We start from the raw sequence: 18,894 nt of genomic DNA, 5'->3' as shown, positions 1-18,894 counted from the left end.
TCTGTGTTGATTGATTGCGATGACTGGACTTTATGTGTTGTTCGCTGATATAAAAAGTTAACTTGTTTCAGTTTTATTGATAGGTCGGGCGCCATGGCTTTTTCCAGCGACAACGTCGAAGTCTTCCTGGCCGTGATCGACCACGGTTCCTTCTCTGCCGCCGCGCGGGCGCTGCGCCGGGTGCCGTCGGCCGTGAGCATGGCCATCGCCAACCTCGAGGCCGAGCTCGACCTGCCGCTGTTCGACCGCAGCGGCCGCGAGCCCCAGCCCACCCCCGCCGCGCGCTCGCTGGAGCCGCAGGCGCGGCTGCTGGCCGCCCAGTTGAAGCAGCTGCAGGTACAGGCGCTGGCGCTGACCCAGGGGCTGGAAGACCGGCTCACCCTGGCCATCGCGCCCGAGCTGCTGGCATCGCCCTGGAGCAGCGCGCTGGCCCAGCTGGCGCAGGAGCACCCGCTGCTGCAGGTCGAGGTGCTGGCGGCCCCGCAGGCCGACGCACTCGCACTGCTGCACAGCGGGCGCGCGCAACTGGCGCTGGTGTTCGAACGCCCTAGCCTCGACGGGCGCGAAGGCTTCCAGGAGGTGGGCAGCGACCTGATGGTGGCGGTGATCGCACCCGACCACCCCGTGCTCGCCGCCAACGGCGGCCGGCTGCGCGAAGACCATCTGACGAACACCCGCCAGATCGTCGTGGCCGGGCGCGACCTGGCCACCAGCGACCCTCGTTTCGTGTTCGCGCGCCACGTCTGGCGCACCGACAACGCGCTCGCCGCGCTGAGCCTGATCACCGCCGGGCTGGGCTGGGGCTGGCTGCAGCGCAACTTCGCGAAGCCGCACGTGGCGGCTGGCGCATTGATCGAAATTCCGTTCGAAAACCTCAGCAACGGGCTCGACCTGTGGGTGGACGTGGTCTGGTCACGTGAGCGCCCACTCGGCCTGGGAGCCCAGCGTTTCGTGAAGTTGATAGCCAAGGACCGTGTGGCAGCCGGGGAATGCAGCGACAAGGACGAGGGCAATCAGGGCAACTAGACGACTGGTCTAATAGCCGCTAGAGTGCGAGCCATGAACGCGATCGCCCCCACTCCCGACGTCCGACAGCACATCCTCGACGTGGCCCATCCGCTGTTGCTGCAAAGGGGCTTCACAGGCGTCGGCCTGGCCGAGGTGCTGGCGGCGGCGAAGGTGCCGAAGGGGTCGTTCTATCACTACTTCGGCTCCAAGGAAGCCTTCGGCGAGGCCGTGCTGGAAGGCTATTTCACCGAGTACCTGGGGCGCACAGACACCCTGCTGAGCGAGGCGCCGGGCACGGCCGCCGAACGGCTGATCGGCTACTTCGACGACTGGCTCGACTCGCAGACCGGCGAGGAGGCGCAGAGCCGCTGCCTCGTGGTCAAGCTCGGCGCGGAGGTCTGCGACCTGTCCGAGAGCATGCGCGCGGCGCTGGCACGCGGTACCCGCGGCATCACCGACCGGCTGGCGCGCTGCATCGAGGCCGGCCGGGCCGATGGCTCGATCAAGGCGATGCCGCAGGAACAGGATGCCCAGGGCGTCGCCATCGCCCTGTACCAGCGCTGGCTCGGCGCCAGCCTGCTCGCCAAGATCACCCGTGACCGGGCATCGCTGGACGCGGCCATGCGCGACACCCGGCAGCTGCTGGGCCTGTCTTCGGATACCTGAAAACCCACGAAGCGGGAGGCGAGCGCGCTCCCGCTTTTTTTCGCCCACTCACTAGACGACTGGTCTATTCACCAAGGAGCCTCTGCCCATGCCTCAAAGCGATACCGTCAACCGCCGCATCGTCCTTGCCGCCCGACCGCGCGGCCTGCCGGCACCGAGCGATTTCCGCCTCGACCAAACCGCCGTCCCCACGCCCGGCGAAGGACAGGTGCTGCTGCGCACGCTGCACCTGTCGCTCGATCCGTACATGCGCCAGTTGATGGACGAGATCCCGCCGCTCTACGCGCCCTCCTCGGTGCAAGTGGGCGAGCCGATGCCGGGCGGCACGGTCAGCCGCGTCGTCGCTTCCCGGAACCCGCAATTCCGCCCCGGCGACCTCGTGCTCGGCAACGCCGGCTGGCAGGACTACGCGCTGTCCGACGGCCAGGACCTGCTGCCGCTCGGCGACATGGCGCAGCCCTCGCTGGCCCTCGGTGGGCTGGGCATGCCGGCCTTCACCGCCCATGTCGGCCTGCTCGACATCGGCCAGCCGAAGCCGGGCGAGACCGTGGTGGTGGCCGCGGCCACCGGCGCGGTCGGCTCGGTGGTCGGGCAGATCGCCAGGCTCAAGGGCGCGCGCGTGGTCGGCATTGCGGGCGGCGCCGACAAGTGCCGCTACGCGGTCGAGACGCTGGGATTCGACGCCTGCATCGACCGCCACGACCCGGAGTTCGCGTCACGCCTCGCGGCCGCCTGCCCCGCCGGCATCGACGTCTACTTCGAGAACGTCGGCGGCGCGGTGTTCGACGCGGTGCTGCCGCTGCTCAACGTCGGCGCACGCGTGCCGGTGTGCGGGCACATCGCCGACTACAACAGCGAGGCGCTGCCCTCCGGCCCGAACCGGCTGCCGCTGCTGATGGCGGCGCTGCTGCAGAAGCGCATCCGCATGCAGGGCTTCGTCATCCTCGATCACTACGGCGAGCGCTTCGACGCCTTCCGGCGCGAGATGGACGAATGGGTCGCCGCAGGCCGCATCACATTGCGCGAGGACCGTGTCGACGGGCTGGAGAACGCGCCGGCCGCGTTCATCGGCCTGCTTCAGGGGCGCAACTTCGGCAAGCGCGTGGTGCACGTCGCCGAAGCCTGACGATGCCGCGCGCCCTCAGTGCCGATGTCCGCCGCCGTGGCCTCCGCCACGATCTTCGCCACGGCCGCCCTCGCGATGCCCGCGCCCACCACCGGGATGCGGATGCGGCACGCCCGGCGGCGGCCCCGGACGGAACTCCGGCCGCGGTCGTGGCGGCCTGATTCCCGGGTCCACCGGCGGACGGATGCCCGGCGGAGGTGGCGGCCTGAACCCCGGACCGGTTGGCCTGAAGCCCGGCCCCGGACGCCATGGATGCGGCTGCCATCCCGGCCGCACCGGCGGCGTCGGACGCCAGCCCGCCATGGGCGGCGGAGGCGGCCGGTTGCCCCACCAGCGCCGGTCGCCGTACCAAGGCCGGTCGCGGTAGTAGTCGGCCCAGTAGCTGCCGATCGCAAAGCCGATGATCGGCACGCCGATCAGCGCGCCGTAGGTGACCAGCGGCACCCGCTGCTCCTGGTAGGCGTAGTCGAGGTTGCGCGCCCAGATCCAGCCGCGCCCGCCATCGGGCAGCACCACGTCGCACCAGCCGTAGCCGCTGGTGCAGCCGACCACCTCGAGGGGCTGGCCCGGCCCGAGCCGCGCCACCAGCGGATAGTCGCCCGAGGGCCCGGCACGCAGGTTGACCGCGCCGCGCGTGAAAGCCTGCTGCGCCTGCGCCGCGATCGGCAGCGCCAGGGCAAGCGCGGCGATGCCGAGCCAGTGCAAAACGAATGAGTTCATGGCGAAGCTCCTTGCGCCCCAGCGTAGGCCGGGGCCCCAAGCCCGTCAATCAGCGCAAGCCTCTTGAATCCCTATTCCAGAAACACCGCGGAACCGGCTTTGCCGGGCCGCTGGTGTTGCCCCCGGCAGGGGGTAGGCGAAGCGACACGAAGTGCGCGCAGCCTGGGGGCGAGCCAGGTCATGCAGCTTCTTTGTAGAAGCCGGCGTTGTTGCTGCCGAGCACACGGCCCGCGACAGGCGCCACGGCCTTGCCGATCGCCGCGATGTGATCCGGCGTCGTGCCGCAGCAGCCGCCCACGATGTTCACCAGCCCCTCGGCCGCGAACTCGTGCAGCAGGCGCGAGGTGACGTCCGGCGTCTCGTCGAAGCCGGTGTCGCTCATCGGATTGGGCAGGCCCGCGTTCGGGTAGCAGCTGATGAAGGTGTCGCCGGCCACGCGCGCCAGCTCCTGGATGTACGGGCGCATCAGCGCCGCGCCCAGCGCGCAGTTCAGGCCGATGGCCAGCGGCTGCGCGTGGCGCACGCTGTGCCAGAAGGCGGAGACGGTCTGGCCGCTGAGGATGCGGCCCGAGGCATCGGTCACCGTGCCGCTGATGATGAGCGGCAGGCGCTGCCCGCTGTTGTGGAAGTACTCGTCGACCGCGAACAGCGCGGCCTTGGCGTTGAGCGTGTCGAAGATCGTCTCGACCAGGATCACGTCGGCGCCGCCCTCGACCAGCGCCTCGGTCTGCTCGTAGTAGGCCGCGCGCAGCTCCTCGAAATTGACGTTGCGCGCGCCCGGGTCGTTCACGTCGGGGCTGATGCTCGCCGTCTTGGGCGTCGGGCCGAGAGCGCCGGCCACGAAGCGCGGCTTGTCGGGCGTGCTGAACTTGTCGCAGGCCGCGCGCGCCAGCTTGGCCGATTCGAGGTTCATCTCGCGCGCGAGATGCGCCATCTTGTAGTCCTCCTGCGCGATGGTGGTCGCGCCGAAGGTGTTGGTCTCGATCAGGTCGGCGCCGGCGGCGAGGTAGCCCTCGTGGATGTCGCGGATCACGTCGGGCCGCGTGAGCGACAGCAACTCGTTGTTGCCCTTGATGTCGCGCTCGAAGTCCTTGAAACGCTCGCCGCGGTACTGCTCCTCCGTGAGCTTGAAGCGCTGGATCATCGTGCCCATGGCGCCATCGAGGATGGCGATGCGCTTGGCGAGGATGCCGGGCAGTGCCTGGCCGCGGGTATAGACGAGGGGCTTCATAGGCCCCGATTGTAGGAAGAGGCCCTGCCCCTGCCCGCCGTCAGTTCTTTGCGCGGCCTTCCACGAAGGCCAGCACCGCCTCGATCATCCGCCGCACATGCGGCTGCACGCCCGCCGCCACCTCGGGCAGGTAGTCGAAGGGCAGCTTCTCCTGCATGTAGCTCGACTGCGTCATCTCCAGCTGCACCGCGTGCACGTTCTGCGCGGGGTTGCCGTAGTTGCGCGTGATGTAGCCGCCGGTGAAGCGGCCGTTGAGCACGCCGGTGTAGCCGGTGGCGCTCTCGGCGATGCCCAGCAGCGTCTGCGCCAGCGCCGGGTCGCAGCTGATGCCCTTGCCGGTGCCCAGGTTCAGGTCGGGCAGCTTGCCTTCAAAGAAGCGCGGCAGCACAGAGCGGATGGAGTGCGCGTCCCACAGCGCGGCCACGCCGTGCTGCGCGCGGATGCGCGCGAGCTCTTCGGCCAGCTTGGCGTGGTAGGGCTGCCAGATGGCGTCACGGCGCTCGGCGATCTCGGCGTCGCCCGGCAGGTCGGCGGGGTCGGCATACAGCGGCGTGTCGTCGAAGGTGTCGACCGGGCACAGGCCCGTCACGCTCTGGCCCGGATACAGGCTCGCGCCATCCGGCGGACGGTTCAGGTCGATCACGTAGCGCGAATGCGTGGCGACCAGCACCGAGGCGCCCAGTTCGTCGGCGAAGTCATAGAGCCGTTCGAGGTGCCAGTCGGTGTCGGGCACGTGGCGCGCTTCTTCGGTGAGGCGGGCGGCGAGCGCGGGCGGCACGTGCGTGCCGACGTGCGGCATCGAGATCAGCAGCGGGCGCGTGCCCTGGCGAAAGCGGAACGGCGGTTCGGCGGTGGTGAAGGCCATGGTGGGGGTCAATCCTGTAGCAGTTGGGTGCGCGCGGCCACGAAGGCCGCGGCGGCTTCGTCGTGCAGCGCGTGGCGGCCGGCCGAGACGCGCGGGCGGCCTGCCACCCATACGCTGTCGATGGCCGAGGTGCGATGGCTCGCGAAGACGTGGGCGGAAAGCATATCGGGCGCGGACAGCCCCTGCAGCGCGAGGTGCGAAGCATCGAGCACGGCGAAATCGGCCTGCTGCCCCGCTGCAAGTCCGCCGACGGCGCGGCCCGCGGCCTGCGCACCGCCCTGCACTGCTTCGAGCGTCAGCGCGGTCGCGACATGCGGCTGCGCCGCGCTGGCGCCGACGTTGCGCTGGCGCTTGCCCAGGCGCTGGCTGTATTCGAGCATCAGCAACTCCTCGGCCGCGTTGACGCTCGCGTGGCTGTCCGAGCCCACGCCCCATGCGCCGCCATGGCTGCGCCATTTGCCGAAGTCGAAGATACCGTCGCCGAGATTGGCCTCGGTCGTCGGGCACAGGCCCGCGACCGCGCCGCTCCGGGCCGCGTATTCGTACTCGGCGTCGTTCATGTGCGTGGCGTGCACGAGGCACCAGCGCTCGTCCACGGGCGCATGGTCGAGCAGCCACTCGACGGGGCGCAGGCCGCTCCAGGCCACGCAGTCGTCCACTTCCTTCGTCTGCTCGGCGATGTGGATGTGGATGGGCGCGGTGCGGTCGATGGCCTCGAGCCCCGCGATCGCATCGCGCAAGCCTTCGGGCGGCACGGCGCGCAGCGAATGCGGCGCGAGGCCGAGGCGCGCACCCTGCGCGTCGCACACCGGCTTGAGCGCTTCGAGCAGGCGCAGCATCGATTCGGTCGAGCGGATGAAGCGGCGCTGCCCTTCGGTGGGCGGCAGGTCGCCGAAGCCGCCGGTCTGGTAGAGCACGGGCAGCAGCGTGAAGCCGATGCCGGTCTTCTTCGCGGCGCGCAGCAGGGCGAGGCTCAGCGTGGCGTCGTCGGCATACGGGTGGCCGTCCACGTCGTGGTGCACGTACTGGAACTCGCACACGCTGGTGTAGCCCGCCTCGAGCATCTCGGCATAGAGCCAGGTCGCGATGGCTTCCATGTGCTGCGGGCCGAGGCGCGCGGCAAAGCGGTACATCAGCGTGCGCCAGCTCCAGAAGCTGTCCTGCTGCTCGGCACGGTGCTCGGTGAGGCCCGCGAAGGCGCGCTGGAAGGCGTGCGAATGCAGGTTCGGCATGCCGGGGATCACCGGGCCACGCGCGGCCTCGGCGTCGGCGGACCGTTGCGCGCCGGCCTGCACCTGCGTGAGCCGGCCAGCGTCGTCCCAAGTCAGCAGGACGTCTTTGGCCCAGCCGTCGGACAGCAGCGCGTCGGCCGCGAAAAGAGTGTGTGTCGTCATGCGTTGGCTCCAATGGCGATGCGGCCCTGCCGAACCACGGTGCGCACAGGCTGCTGGCCGAACCAGTAGGCCAGCTCGGCCGCATCACGTACGTTCCAGAGGACGAAGTTGGCGCGCATGCCGGGCGCGATGGCGCCATGCGAGTCCTGCAGGCCCAGCGCGCGCGCCGCATGCACGGTGACGCCGTCGAGCGCCTCGGGCACGGTGAGGCGGAACAGCGTGCAGGCCATGTTCACCATCAGCAGCAGGCTCAGCGCGGGCGAGGTGCCGGGGTTGTGGTCGGTGGACACCGCCATCGGCACGCCCGCGGCGCGCAGCGCGTCGACGGGCGGCAGGTGCGTGTCGCGCAGCGTGTAGTAGGCGCCCGGCAGCAGCACGGCCACGGTGCCCGAACGGCGCATCGCCTCGATGCCCTCGGCCGACAGGTGCTCGATGTGGTCGCACGACAGCGCGCCGTAGCGCGCGGCCAGCGCTGCGCCGCCCATGTCCGAGAGCTGCTCGGCATGCAGCTTCACCGGCAGGCCCAGCGCCTTCGCGGCCTTGAAGACCTGCTCGGTCTCGGCGAGCGAGAAGGCGATGCGTTCGCAGAACACGTCGACCGCGTCGACCAGCCCTTCGGCGGCGAGCGCGGGCAGCATCTCGTTGCAGACCAGGTCGATGTAATCGCCGCTGCGGCCCGCGTATTCGGGCGGCAGCGCGTGCGCGCCGAGGAATGTCGTGCGCACCGTCACGCCATAGGCTTCGCCAAGGCGCCGCGCCACGTGCAGCTGCTTGCGCTCGTGCTCCAGCGAAAGGCCGTAGCCCGACTTGATCTCGATGGCGCACACGCCGTCGGCCAGCAGTTGCTCGAGCCGTGGCGCCGCCTGCGCGAAGAGCGCGTCCTCGTCGGCCTCGCGCGTGGCGCGCACCGACGAGACGATGCCACCGCCGGCCTTCGCGACTTCTTCATACGTGGCACCGGCGAGCCGCATCGCGAATTCGTTGGCGCGCTGGCCGCCGTAGACCAGGTGCGTGTGGCAGTCGACGAGCCCCGGCGTGACGAGCGCGCCGCCGCCGTCGTGCGGTGCAAGCCCCGCGAACTCGGCTGGCAACGCGCTGCGCGCACCGGCCCAGCGGATCGCACCCTGCTCCACCACGATGGCGCCTTCCGCATTCGCATCGGAGGCGAGGCGGATGCCGGTCCAGAGGCCGTCGGCCGAGGGGAATTCGTTGACGGGTTTCATCGTTGTTCCTGTTGTTGCGTTGGCAGGTGACGCCGGCAGGATGCGCACCGCGAGCAGCCGTGCGTCGGCGCTGTCGGGCATCACCTGCCAGGCCTGTGCCGCATCGGCCCATTGCAGCCCCTCGCCTTCGCCGCATGCCTCGTCGTTCAGTCGCCACGCGCCTCGCAGCGCCAGCAGCACGCCGTGCGGCGCGGCGTCGATGGCCGAAGCGCCGTCCAGCACCCGCACCTCGGCTCGCCACTGGCCGCGCCGCGTCATCACGTTGAAGTCGTTCGACGCACCGCCGAGCAGCGTGCAGTCGATGGCCTCGTCGCCGCTGAAGGCGAAGGGGCGCTGCGCGGTGTCGAGGCGGTGGTCGATGCGCCCGTCGTGCGTGAAGAGCCGCACGCCGTCGCCCTCCAGCAGCGTGATGCTGCGGTCCACGCCCGCGAACACCGAGAACGGCCCCGCCGCCGCGATGGTGGCGATGCTCACGCGCCAGCCGAAGCTGTCGAGCCCCGCGCCCTGCGGCCAGCTGGCGACTTCCTGCGTGGTGCCGCCGCCGTTCTTCCATGGCGTCACGGGCAGCGAGGCGCGCGAGAAACGGAGCACGCCGCTCATCGCATCAACCCGCCCTGGCGCAGCTTCTGCTCGAAGTGCCGCAGGATCAGCGTCATCGTGCCGGTCAGCACGAAGTACACGACCGCGATGGCGAGATACACCTCCAGCGAGCGGTACGACACGCTGATGATCTTCTGCCCCTCGTGCATCACGTCGTGGATGGTCAGGAGCGACACCAGCGCCGAGTTCTTGATCAGCGCGATGAACTCGTTGCCCAGCGGCGGGATCATGCGCACCACCGCCTGCGGCAGCACGATCTCGCGCATCGCCACGCCGGGCGTCATGCCCAGCGACTGCGCCGCCATGGTCTGGCCCTTGTCGATCGACTGGATCGCGCCGCGCACGATCTCCGATACGTAGGCGCCCGAGTACACGCCGAGCCCCAGCACGCCGCACACGAAGGCCGGCAGCAGGATGCCGAAGTGCGGCAGGCCGAAGAACAGGATGAACAGCTGCACCAGCAGCGGCGTGCCGCGAATGGCCGCCACGTAGGCGGTGCATGCGCCGTAGATCCAGCGCCGCTTCGGGTTCAGCCGGCCGATGCCGATCAGCAGGCCCAGCACGCAGCCCAGCGCCAGTGCGCAGGCGGTGATTTCCACCGTGATCAGCGCGCCGCGCAGCAGGTCGGGCCAGCCCTCCCAGACGGGCGAGAAATCGAGATCCATGGCGGGCTTACTTGGCGGCCGTGCTGAACCACTTCTTCACGATCTGGTCGTAGGTTCCGTCCGCCTTCAGCTTCTCGATGGCGCCGTTCACGGCCTTGGTCAACTCGGGCGTGTCCTTGCGGATGGCCATGCCGTATTCCTCGGTGGTGATCTGCTCGGGCAGCACCTTGAGGCCGCCGCGGGTGCGCACGTACTGGTAGGCGGCAGGCTTGCCGGTCACGGCGGCGTCGGCGCGGCCGATGTCGACGAGGTTGAACATCTCCTGGTTCTTCTCGACCTCCATCAGCTGCACCTGCGGGAATTTCTCCTTCGTGTAGCTCACCGACTTGGTGCCCACCTGCACGCTGACCTTCTTGCCGTTGATGTCGGCCGGCGTCTTGATGGCCGTGTTGCCGTCCTTCACCATCACGACGAGGCCGCCTGCGTAGTAGGGCACGGTGAAGTCGACGACCTTCTTGCGCTCGTCGGTGATGTAGATGCCCGAAACGGCCATGTCGAAGCGCTTCGAGATCAGGCCCGGCACGAGCCCCTTGAAGTCGATGTCGATCCACTCGATCTTGCGGCCCAGCGTCTTGCCGATGGCCTCGACCAGCTCCACGTCGAAGCCGGTGCGCTTGCCGTTCTCCACGAATTCCATCGGCGGGAAGGTGGCGTCGGTGGCCACGCGCAGCGGCTCGCCCTGCGCATGGGCTGCACCCGCGAAACCGAAGATGGCAAGGCCGGAAAGAGCGGCGGCGACGATGGAGCGGCGGGTGTTCATGGCAGGGGACTTTCGTGGTGTGAATGAAGAAAGAAGAAAAGAAGCGGCAGCGGCTGCTACTGCAGCGCCCGCGAGATGCGGGCCGCCGTGACGACGGTCATGTGGAGCAATGCAGCTTCCATGCCCTCGACGCGCGTGAGCGGCGCCATCAGCGTGATCGCGCCGCGCAGGCGCCGGCCCGTGGCCAGCACAGGCGCGCTCGCGCCCCACACGCCGGCATCGACCTCGCCGTGGGTCACGGCATGGCCGGCTTCGCGGATGGCGTCGAGCTCGGCGGCGCGCTCGGCACGGCGCTCGGGGCTTTCGCCGAGCCCGTCGAGCAAGGCGTCGCGCTGATCCAGCGGCATGTGGGCCAGCAGGCACTTGGCGCTGGCGCCGTCGCGCGCGGGCACGCTGCGGCCGCGGTCGAAGGAGCAGCGCAGCGACTGCTCGCTGTCGATCATCTCCAGGCACACGACGCGCTCGTTCACGGCCGTGACCAGCGCCACGCTCTCGTGGGTCTGCTGGGCCAGCGTGCGCATGTCGGCGCGCGCCGCCATCACGAGGTCGGAGTTGCCGTCGAAGCCGGTGGCCAGCTGCACGCTCACCGGGCCCGGCGAGTAGCGCCCGTCGGACTCCATCACGAAGCCCCAACGCCGCAGCGTGGCGATCTGCCGGTACAGCGTGCTCTGCGACAGGCCGGTGGCCCGCACCAGCTCGGCCGCCGTCATCGCCGCCTTGCTTTGCGCCAGCACCGACAGCACGAACAGCGCGCGGTCGTTGTGGGCGGGAGCATCGATCGGGGACGTCATCGGAGGCAGTCGCTGGAGGTCGAAAGTGGATGAGGCGGCGTGCAGTATCTTGCTCGCCGTTCCCACTTCCAAGCCTTGATTCCCAACTGGTGGGAATGGGTGCGTTTTTTCTTTCTACCTTCGGCTTAACCCCGAGCCCACTTCCTGCCTGTTTCCTCAGCCAACCAGCAGCGGAAAGCGCGCGTCGTCCATGGGCGCGCCAGCCGGCAGCGTGTCGGCCAGCCCGGGAAAGTCGGGCGATGTCTTCCAGCTGCGCGGCGCGTGGCGGATGTCGTCGCCCAGGAAGCGCACCGAGAACACCCGACGCCGGTTCGGCCCCTCCACGCCGGCCGCCGCGTGCAGCGTGAGCATGTGGAAGCAGACGAAATCGCCGGGCTCGATGTTCCAGCCCACGATGGGAAAGCGCTCGCGCGCGCCCTCGATGTCGGGCAGGTCTTCCAGGCTGCCTTCGGGGAACCACTTGGCGTGGTTGTCCATGAAGGTGCGCGGCATCAGCCACGGCCCCTTGTGGGAGCCGGCCACGAACTCGAGCGTGGCGGCGCGCGACACCGGATCGACCGGAATCCACATGCTGACGTTCTGCTCGCCCTCGATGTTGTAGTAGGGCTGGTCCTGGTGCCACGGCGTGCGCTGGCGCGTGCCGGGCTCCTTCACGAGAAGGTGGTCGTGGTACAGCCGCACGGTGTTCGAGCCCATGAGCCGCTGCGCCAGCTGCGCGAGCGGCGCCTCGAAGATGAAGCGGCGGAAGGCGTCGATCTCCTGCCAGTTGCAGAAGTCCTCGAAGAAGCGGCCCGGGTCGTCGGGCCGGCTCGCGATCTTGGCGCGCGGGCTGGGCGCGGCGAGGTTGGCCTCGATGCCGTCGCGCAGCAGCGCGAGCTCGTCGGCCGTGAGCAGCTGGCGGATGCAGACCGCGCCGTCGCGCTGGAACTGCGCGACCAGCGCATCGTCCACGCGCGCCTGCACTCGGCGCTGCAGTTCCAGGGCATCGGGCAGGCCTGCCATCACTTCACCATCGGCAGCTTCAGGCCCTGCTTCTTCGCGGTGGCAACGGCGATGTCGTAGCCCGCGTCGGCATGGCGCATCACGCCGGTGGCCGGATCGTTGAAGAGCACGCGCTCGATGCGCTTGGCGGCGGCGTCGGTGCCGTCGCACACGATCACCACGCCCGAATGCTGCGAATAGCCCATGCCGACGCCGCCGCCGTGGTGCAGGCTGACCCAGGTGGCGCCGCCGGCGGTGTTGAGCAGCGCGTTGAGCAGCGGCCAGTCGGAGACGGCGTCGGTGCCGTCCTTCATGGCCTCGGTCTCGCGGTTGGGGCTGGCCACCGAGCCGGTGTCGAGGTGGTCGCGGCCGATGACGATAGGCGCCTTCAGCTCGCCGTTCTTCACCATCTCGTTGAAGGCCAGGCCCGCGATATGGCGCTCGCCCAGGCCCAGCCAGCAGATGCGCGCGGGCAGGCCCTGGAAGGCGATGCGCTCGCGCGCCATGTCGAGCCAGCGGTGCGTGTGCTTGTTCTCGGGGAACAGCTCCTTGATCTTGGCGTCGGTCTTGTAGATGTCTTCCGGATCGCCCGAGAGCGCCACCCAGCGGAACGGGCCCTTGCCCTCGCAGAACAGCGGACGGATGTAGGCCGGCACGAAGCCCGGGAAGTCGAAGGCGTTCTTCACGCCCTCGTCGAAGGCCACCTGGCGGATGTTGTTGCCGTAGTCGACCGTGGGAATGCCCATGGCCTGGAAGTCGAGCATGGCCTGCACGTGCACGGCGCACGACTTGGCGGCGGCCTTCTTCAGCGCGTCGTGCTGCGAGGCGTCCTTCATGGCGGCCTGCCATTGCGGCACGCTCCAGCCGGCGGGCAGGTAGCCGTTGATGAGGTCGTGCGCGGAGGTCTGGTCGGTCACGAGGTCGGGCTTGAGGCCGCCTGCCTTCGCGCGCTTCACCAGCTCCGGCAGGATCTCGGCCGCGTTGCCCAGCAGCGCGATCGACACGGCTTCCTTCGCGTCGCAGTGCTGCTTGATGAGCTCGAAGGCGTGGTCGATGTCGCGCGCCTGCTTGTCGACGTAGCGGGTGCGCAGGCGGAAGTCGATGCTCGACTGCTGGCACTCGATGTTCAGCGACACCGCGCCCGCCAGCGTGGCCGCCAGCGGCTGCGCGCCGCCCATGCCGCCCAGGCCGGCCGTGAGGATCCACTTGCCCGCGAGGCTGTTGTTGTAGTGCTGGCGGCCGGCTTCCACGAAGGTCTCGAAGGTGCCCTGCACGATGCCCTGGCTGCCGATGTAGATCCAGCTGCCAGCAGTCATTTGGCCGTACATGAAGAGGCCCTTGCGGTCGAGCTCGTTGAAGTGCTCCCAGTTGGCCCACTTAGGCACGAGGTTCGAGTTGGCGAGCAACACACGCGGTGCGTTCTCGTGCGTCTTGAACACGCCCACCGGCTTGCCCGATTGAATCAGCAGCGTCTCGTCGTCGTTCAGTTCCTTCAGCGAGGCGAGGATCTGGTCGTAGCAGGCCCAGTCGCGCGCGGCGCGGCCGATGCCGCCGTACACCACCAGGTCCTGCGGGCGCTCGGCCACCTCGGCGTCGAGGTTGTTCTGCAGCATGCGGAAGGGGGCCTCGGTGAGCCAGCTCTTGCAGTTGAGCTCGCTGCCGCGCGGGGCGCGGATCACGCGCGTCGGGTCATGGCGCGGGTCGGTGGCGGTGTTCAGGGCGAATTTGTCCGGAGCGTTCATGGCGTGGTTCTCCTAATCGGGATGTGTTTTACGAGTGACTGGGCAGGATGTCGAGCAGCGCGGCCGGCAGTTCGGCCTTCAGCGCCCACAGGCGCATGGCTTCGATGTCGGGAGCGAGGTAGCGGTCGGTTTCGAGGAAGGCGACCTTCTCGCGGATGCCGGCGAATTCGGCTTCGACCAGCGGCGAGCTTTTCAGCTTGCGCTTGAGCTCGATGCCTTGCGCGGCGGCCATCGCTTCGATGCCGACCACCACTGCCGTGTTGTTGACCATGTCGGCCAGGCGGCGACCCGCGAAGGTGGCCATCGACACATGGTCTTCCTGGTTGGCCGAGGTCGGCAGGCTGTCGACGCTGGCCGGGTGCGCGAGCGACTTGTTCTCCGAGGCGAGTGCCGCGGCCGTGACCTGCGCGATCATGAAGCCGGAGTTGAGGCCGCCGTCGCGCACGAGGAAGGGCGGCAGGCCCGACAGGCCGCTGTCGAGCAGCAGCGCGAGGCGGCGCTCGGAGATCGCACCCACTTCGCTCACGGCCAGCGCCACGATGTCGGCCGCGAAGGCGACGGGCTCGGCGTGGAAGTTGCCGCCCGAGATGACCTCGCCCGTGTCCGTGAAGACCAGCGGGTTGTCCGATGCGGCGTTGGCTTCGATCACCAGCACGCGTGCGGCGTGCGCGAGGTTGTCGAGGCAGGCGCCCATCACCTGCGGGATGCAGCGCACCGAGTACGGGTCCTGCACGCGGCCGCAGTCGGCGTGCGAGGGAACGATCTCGCTGCCCTCGAGCAGCGTGCGCACGGCGCCCGCCACAGCGATCTGGCCCGGCTGGCCGCGCGCGGCGTGGATGCGTGCGTCGAAGGGCTTGATCGAGCCCTGGATGGCTTCGAGCGAGAGCGCGCCCGACATCAGGGCCGAGGCGAACACGTTTTCAGCGCCGAAGAGGCCTGCCAGCGCCAGCGCGGTCGACACCTGCGTGCCGTTGAGCAGCGCCAGGCCTTCCTTGGGGCCGAGCACGAAGGGCTCGAGGCCGATGCTGCGCATCGCCTCGGCACCGCCGACGACCTTGCCGTCGGCCAGCGTCGCCTGGCCTTCGCCGATCAGCACGCAGGCCATGTGCGCGAGCGGCGCGAGGTCGCCCGATGCGCCGACCGAGCCCTTGCACGGGATGCTCGGCGTGACACCTGCGTTGAACAGCGCCAGCAGCGCGTCGGCCAGCGCGGGCCGCACGCCCGAGTGCCCGCGCGCCAGGCTCACCGCCTTGGTCGCGAGGATCATGCGCACGACGGGCGCGGCCAGCGGCTCGCCCGTGCCCACGCTGTGCGAGAGCACCAGGTTGCGCTGCAGCTCGGCGAGGTGGTCGTTGCCGATGCGCGTGCTGGCGAGCTTGCCGAAGCCGGTGTTGATGCCGTAGACGACCTGGTCGTTCTCCACGATGTGGCGCACGGCGGCTTCGGCACGCTGCATGCCCTCGCGCACCGAAGCGTCGAGCGCGAGCCGCACGCCGCCGGCCTGGATGCGACGCAGCATCGCGAGGTCGACCTTGCCGGGGACGAGGGTCAGGGTGGCATCTGGATTGGCGGTGTTTTTGCTTGGCATGTGAACCTGTCTATACAAGTAGTTGCGAGTGAAATCGGAGGTCTCTGAGGGCGAAAAAATCAGCCGAAGCTCGGGTTGCCGTCGGCCTTGAAGCGGCTTCCCAGGCTGTATCTGGAAGCGGGATGCAGGCAGCGCACCCAGGTCACGGGGACGTTGCGCGACCAGGTGCGGCGCGTGAGCAGCAGGCAGGGGTCGGTGGCCGTCATCGCGAGTCGCTCGGCCTGTTCGGCGTTGGGCAGCACGGCGTCGACCACGTGCTCGATCTGGTCGAAAGGCACGTTGCGCACCAGGTACTCGCTGGGCGGCGTCGCGCCGAAGTCTTGCTCGAGGTAGTCGGGCACCACCTGCGGATTGACGTAGCGCTCTTCCAGCTGCACCGGCGTGCCGTTCTCCAGGTGCAGGCACACGCTGTGGAACACCGAGTCGCCGGCCTGCTTGTCGAGCCATGCGGCCACGTCGGGTGAGGCGGCGATGCGCTCGACTTCGATCATCTCGCAGCGGTAGTCGTGCCCGCGCTGGCGGATCTCGCTGGCGATGTTGGCGATCTGCAGCAGCGTGGATTGCGGCTTGTTCTCCGCCACGAAGCTGCCGACGCCCGCCACGCGCACGATGCGCCCCTGCTCCACCAGCTCGCGCAGCGCGCGGTTCACCGTCATGCGCGCCATGCCGAACTGCGCGACCAGCTCGTGCTCCGACGGCAGGCGGTGGCCGGGCGGCCACGTCCCGTCCTGGATCTTGCGGGAGATGTGATCCATGACTTGCGCGTAGAGCGCGAGGGTCGGCAGGTCGCGTTTCATCGTGTCTTCGTCAGTGCTCCGCCGCGGCCATCGATTCGGCGCGGATTTCTTCCGTCAGGCGTGCCTTGATTTCCATGAACTCCGGCGAGGTCTTGATGGTGTAGCTACGCGGGTGCGGAAAGTCGACCGCGATCTCGGTCTTGATGCGACCGGGGCGCGCGCTGAACACCGCCACGCGGTTGGCCATGAAGATGGCCTCGTCGATGTCGTGCGTGACGAACAGCACCGTCTTCTGCGCCGATTCCCAGATGCCGAGCAGCAGCTCCTGCATCAGCACGCGGGTCTGATTGTCGAGCGCGCCGAAGGGCTCGTCGAGCAGCAGCATCTTGGGGTCGTTGGCCAGCGCGCGCGCAATCGCCGTGCGCTGCTGCATGCCGCCCGAGAGCTGCTTAGGGAAGTGGTTCTCGAAGCCGCGCAGGCCGACCTTGGCGATGAAGAACTCGCTGCGCTCCTTCTGGTCGGCCTCGCTCATGCCGCGCTCGCGCAGGCCGAAGCGGATGTTCTGCGCCACCGTGAGCCACGGAAAGAGCGTGTAGCTCTGGAACACCACGCCGCGGTCGGCTCCCGGGCCCTCGATGCGCTCGCCGTCGAGCAGCACCTGGCCGGTGGTCGGGAAGTCGAGCCCCGCCACGATGCGCAGCAGCGTCGACTTGCCGCAGCCAGAGGGGCCGAGGATGGTGACGAAGTCGTTCTCCTTCACCTCGAAGTCGATCGGCTGCAGCGCCTGCGTGCGCTGGCCCTTGGTGCCGGTGAAGACGCGCGAGACGCCCTGGATGGAAAGTTGGTTCTGCGACATCACAGTGCGGCCCATGCAAACAGACGGCGGTTGATTGCCTTGAAGGCGAAGTCGGAAAGCAGGCCGATGACGCCGATCACGATGATCCCGAAGATGATCTGGCCGGTGTTCAGCAGCGCCTGGCTGTCGGTGATCATGTGGCCGATGCCCGACGAAGAGCCGATCAGCTCCGCCACGATCACGTAGGTCCATGCCCAGCCGAGCACGAGGCGCAGCGTCTCGGCGATGCCCGGCGCGGCACCCGGAATGAGCACGCGCGCCACGATGCCACGGCTGTTGGCGCCCAGCGTATAGGCGGCTTCGACGAGGTCGCGCCGCGCGCCGCCCACGGTGACGGCCACCATCAGCACGATCTGGAAGAAGGAGCCGATGAAGATCACCAGCAGCTTCTGCATCTCGCCCAGGCCCGCCCACAGGATCAGCAGCGGGATGAAGGCCGAGGCCGGCAGGTAGCGGCAGAAGGAGACGAAGGGCTCGAAGAAGGCCTCCACGGCCTTCCAGGTGCCCATGGCGATGCCCAGCGGCACCGCGAACACGGCCGCCAGCAGGAAGCCGCCGAACACGCGCCACACGGTCATGCCGATGTCGCCGATGAAGCCGTACTCGGTGAAGAGCAGCCAGCCTTCCTTGACCATGGTCGGCGGGCTCGCGAGGAAGGTCGGCGGCACGAAGCCGCCGAGCGTGGCGATGGCCCACACGAGCACGAAGACGACGAAGAACGCGAGCCCCAGCAGCACGCGGGCGCGCGTGCCGATGGGTTCGAGCGGAGCGAGCGCGCGGCGGCGCGCAGGCGCGACGACCGGCGCCGCGGGCCTGGGGGAAGCGGCCTGCGGCGCAGCAGGCACCGCGGCGGACGACATCTGCGTCATCTGGGTCACAGCCTTACTTGACGAAGCTTGCATCGAAGGTCGCCGCGAAGTCTTCAGGCGCCTTGCGGATCACGCCGGCTTCCAGAAGGATGGGCGCGGCTTCCTTCATGAAGCTGGTGAGTTCGCCTGCGAAGAACTTCTGGTTGGCGGCCTTGTCCTGCCAGCGCAGGAAGGCCGACGACTTGGCGAACTGCTCGCCGCTCTGCTTCACGGCCGAGCCCATGAGTTCGTTCGACTTCTCAGGCTCGGCCTTGATCATGTCGAGCGCCTCGAAGTACGACTTGGTGAGCGCGGCGGCGGCCTTGGCGTTGGCCTTGAGCCAGGTGGGCGCGCAGCCGACGGTGTCCATCACCATCGGGTAGTCGAGCGTGGTGGCCAGGATCTTGCCGGCGGCGGGGTTGGCGCGCACGGTCGAGAGGTACGGCTCATAGGTCATGGCGGCGTCGTTCTGGCCGGCCACGAAGGCCTGGGCCGAAGCCTGCGGCGACAGCGTGGTGGTCTTCACGTCCTTCAGCGTCATGCCGTTCTTGTTGAGCATCCAGGCCAGGCCGAAGTAAGGCGCGGTGCCGGGCGCGTCGACGCCGATGGTCTTGCCCTTGAGGTCGGAGAACTTGCTGACGTCGCCGCGCACCGCGAGGCCGTCGGCGCCGTAGGACTTGTCCATCTGGAAGATCTGCACGATGGGCACGCCGTTGGCGTTCCAGGCCACATGCGTCTCGACCGTGGTGGCCGCGCACTGAATGGCGCCGGAGGCCAGCGCCAGGTGGCGGTCCTTCTGCGGGATCATCTTGAGTTCGACGTCGAGCCCGTTCTTCTTGAAGATGCCGGCCTTGTCGGCCAGCGAGAGCGGCGCGAAGCCGGTCCAGCCGGACATGCCGAGCGCGATCTTCGTCAGATCCTGGGCTGCGGCCGTTCCGGCCATGCCTGCTGCACACGCACCTGCTGCAAGCAGCGAAGCGACTTTCACAACTACCGTCTTGACCATGGGTACTCCTGGGGTCTGTTCTTTGGGAAAAGGCTCGGCGGCGGGCCCGATGGCCGGGTAACGCACGCCTCGCATTGTTGCCAAGCG

General features: G+C 68.9%; 18 protein-coding genes and 1 pseudogene. 3 read left to right on the top strand and 16 right to left on the bottom strand.

Annotation, left to right across the window (positions count from 1 at the left end; translation table 11 throughout):
* Positions 1-93: 93 nt before the first annotated feature.
* The 3 genes from EJO71_RS32040 (at position 94) to EJO71_RS32030 (ending at position 2,800) form a co-directional block, all read left to right on the top strand.
* Positions 94-1,026 carry a LysR family transcriptional regulator gene (locus EJO71_RS32040; RefSeq protein ID WP_125952677.1) on the top strand — a complete coding sequence of 311 codons (933 nt, stop codon included), beginning with the start codon at positions 94-96 and terminating at the stop codon, positions 1,024-1,026.
* Between the two features lie 33 nt (positions 1,027-1,059).
* Complete coding sequence (locus EJO71_RS32035) at positions 1,060-1,674, top strand: TetR/AcrR family transcriptional regulator (RefSeq protein WP_125952678.1); 615 nt, start codon at positions 1,060-1,062, stop codon at positions 1,672-1,674.
* An 88-nt stretch (positions 1,675-1,762) separates the two neighbouring features.
* Positions 1,763-2,800: an NADP-dependent oxidoreductase gene (locus EJO71_RS32030; RefSeq protein WP_125952679.1), complete on the top strand. Its 1,038-nt coding sequence runs from the start codon at positions 1,763-1,765 to the stop codon at positions 2,798-2,800.
* A 15-nt stretch (positions 2,801-2,815) separates the two neighbouring features.
* On the opposite strand, the gene EJO71_RS32025 is transcribed toward EJO71_RS32030, so the two are convergent.
* From EJO71_RS32025 to EJO71_RS31955, 16 genes and pseudogenes are all read right to left on the bottom strand, one after another.
* Positions 2,816-3,520 carry an SH3 domain-containing protein gene (locus tag EJO71_RS32025; protein WP_125952680.1) on the bottom strand — a complete coding sequence of 235 codons (705 nt, stop codon included), beginning with the start codon at positions 3,518-3,520 and terminating at the stop codon, positions 2,816-2,818.
* Between the two features lie 178 nt (positions 3,521-3,698).
* Positions 3,699-4,751, bottom strand: coding sequence for a homocysteine S-methyltransferase family protein (locus tag EJO71_RS32020; protein ID WP_125952681.1), 1,053 nt, complete (start codon positions 4,749-4,751; stop codon positions 3,699-3,701).
* Positions 4,752-4,791: 40 nt separating this feature from the next.
* On the bottom strand, positions 4,792-5,616 hold the full coding sequence (hutG, locus tag EJO71_RS32015) for an N-formylglutamate deformylase (RefSeq protein ID WP_125952682.1): 825 nt from the start codon (positions 5,614-5,616) through the stop codon (positions 4,792-4,794).
* Positions 5,617-5,624: 8 nt separating this feature from the next.
* Positions 5,625-7,010, bottom strand: coding sequence for a formimidoylglutamate deiminase (locus EJO71_RS32010; protein ID WP_125952683.1), 1,386 nt, complete (start codon positions 7,008-7,010; stop codon positions 5,625-5,627).
* Complete coding sequence (hutI, locus tag EJO71_RS32005; protein WP_171022572.1) at positions 7,007-8,233, bottom strand: imidazolonepropionase; 1,227 nt, start codon at positions 8,231-8,233, stop codon at positions 7,007-7,009. The genes EJO71_RS32010 and hutI overlap by 4 nt, the downstream gene beginning before the upstream one ends.
* A gap of 108 nt (positions 8,234-8,341) precedes the next feature.
* Positions 8,342-8,833, bottom strand: a pseudogene (locus tag EJO71_RS34890) (HutD family protein); the annotation flags it as partial.
* Positions 8,830-9,498 carry an amino acid ABC transporter permease gene (locus EJO71_RS32000; protein ID WP_125952685.1) on the bottom strand — a complete coding sequence of 223 codons (669 nt, stop codon included), beginning with the start codon at positions 9,496-9,498 and terminating at the stop codon, positions 8,830-8,832. The pseudogene EJO71_RS34890 and the gene EJO71_RS32000, both read right to left, overlap by 4 nt.
* A gap of 7 nt (positions 9,499-9,505) precedes the next feature.
* Complete coding sequence (locus tag EJO71_RS31995; RefSeq protein ID WP_125952686.1) at positions 9,506-10,258, bottom strand: transporter substrate-binding domain-containing protein; 753 nt, start codon at positions 10,256-10,258, stop codon at positions 9,506-9,508.
* 56 nt (positions 10,259-10,314) lie between these two features.
* A complete protein-coding gene (locus tag EJO71_RS31990) occupies positions 10,315-11,049 on the bottom strand; it encodes an IclR family transcriptional regulator (RefSeq protein WP_125952687.1) in 735 nt (244 codons plus the stop codon).
* Between the two features lie 156 nt (positions 11,050-11,205).
* Positions 11,206-12,051 (bottom strand): phytanoyl-CoA dioxygenase family protein, encoded by an 846-nt coding sequence (locus tag EJO71_RS31985; RefSeq protein ID WP_125952688.1) that lies wholly within the window; start codon positions 12,049-12,051, stop codon positions 11,206-11,208.
* Positions 12,051-13,772, bottom strand: coding sequence for a urocanate hydratase (hutU, locus tag EJO71_RS31980; protein WP_125952689.1), 1,722 nt, complete (start codon positions 13,770-13,772; stop codon positions 12,051-12,053). The genes EJO71_RS31985 and hutU overlap by 1 nt, the downstream gene beginning before the upstream one ends.
* A 28-nt stretch (positions 13,773-13,800) precedes the next feature.
* Positions 13,801-15,360: a histidine ammonia-lyase gene (gene hutH / locus EJO71_RS31975; protein ID WP_125952690.1), complete on the bottom strand. Its 1,560-nt coding sequence runs from the start codon at positions 15,358-15,360 to the stop codon at positions 13,801-13,803.
* A 59-nt stretch (positions 15,361-15,419) separates the two neighbouring features.
* The gene (gene hutC, locus EJO71_RS31970) at positions 15,420-16,157 is read right to left on the bottom strand and encodes a histidine utilization repressor (protein WP_125952691.1); all 738 of its coding nucleotides are present in this window, start codon (positions 16,155-16,157) and stop codon (positions 15,420-15,422) included.
* 10 nt (positions 16,158-16,167) lie between these two features.
* Entirely contained in the window at positions 16,168-16,968 is an 801-nt protein-coding gene (locus EJO71_RS31965; protein WP_093206734.1) for an ABC transporter ATP-binding protein, read from the bottom strand.
* Complete coding sequence (locus EJO71_RS31960; RefSeq protein ID WP_125952692.1) at positions 16,953-17,855, bottom strand: ABC transporter permease; 903 nt, start codon at positions 17,853-17,855, stop codon at positions 16,953-16,955. Before EJO71_RS31960 ends, EJO71_RS31965 begins: the two co-directional genes overlap by 16 nt.
* Positions 17,836-18,807: an ABC transporter substrate-binding protein gene (locus EJO71_RS31955; RefSeq protein WP_125952693.1), complete on the bottom strand. Its 972-nt coding sequence runs from the start codon at positions 18,805-18,807 to the stop codon at positions 17,836-17,838. The genes EJO71_RS31960 and EJO71_RS31955 overlap by 20 nt, the downstream gene beginning before the upstream one ends.
* Positions 18,808-18,894: the final 87 nt, after the last annotated feature.

Source organism: Variovorax sp. 679 (assembly GCF_003952185.1).
Classification (GTDB): Bacteria; Pseudomonadota; Gammaproteobacteria; order Burkholderiales; family Burkholderiaceae_C; genus Variovorax.
The sequence above is the reverse complement of the archived record's forward strand: the minus strand, read 5'-3'. Positions and strand labels throughout refer to the sequence as shown.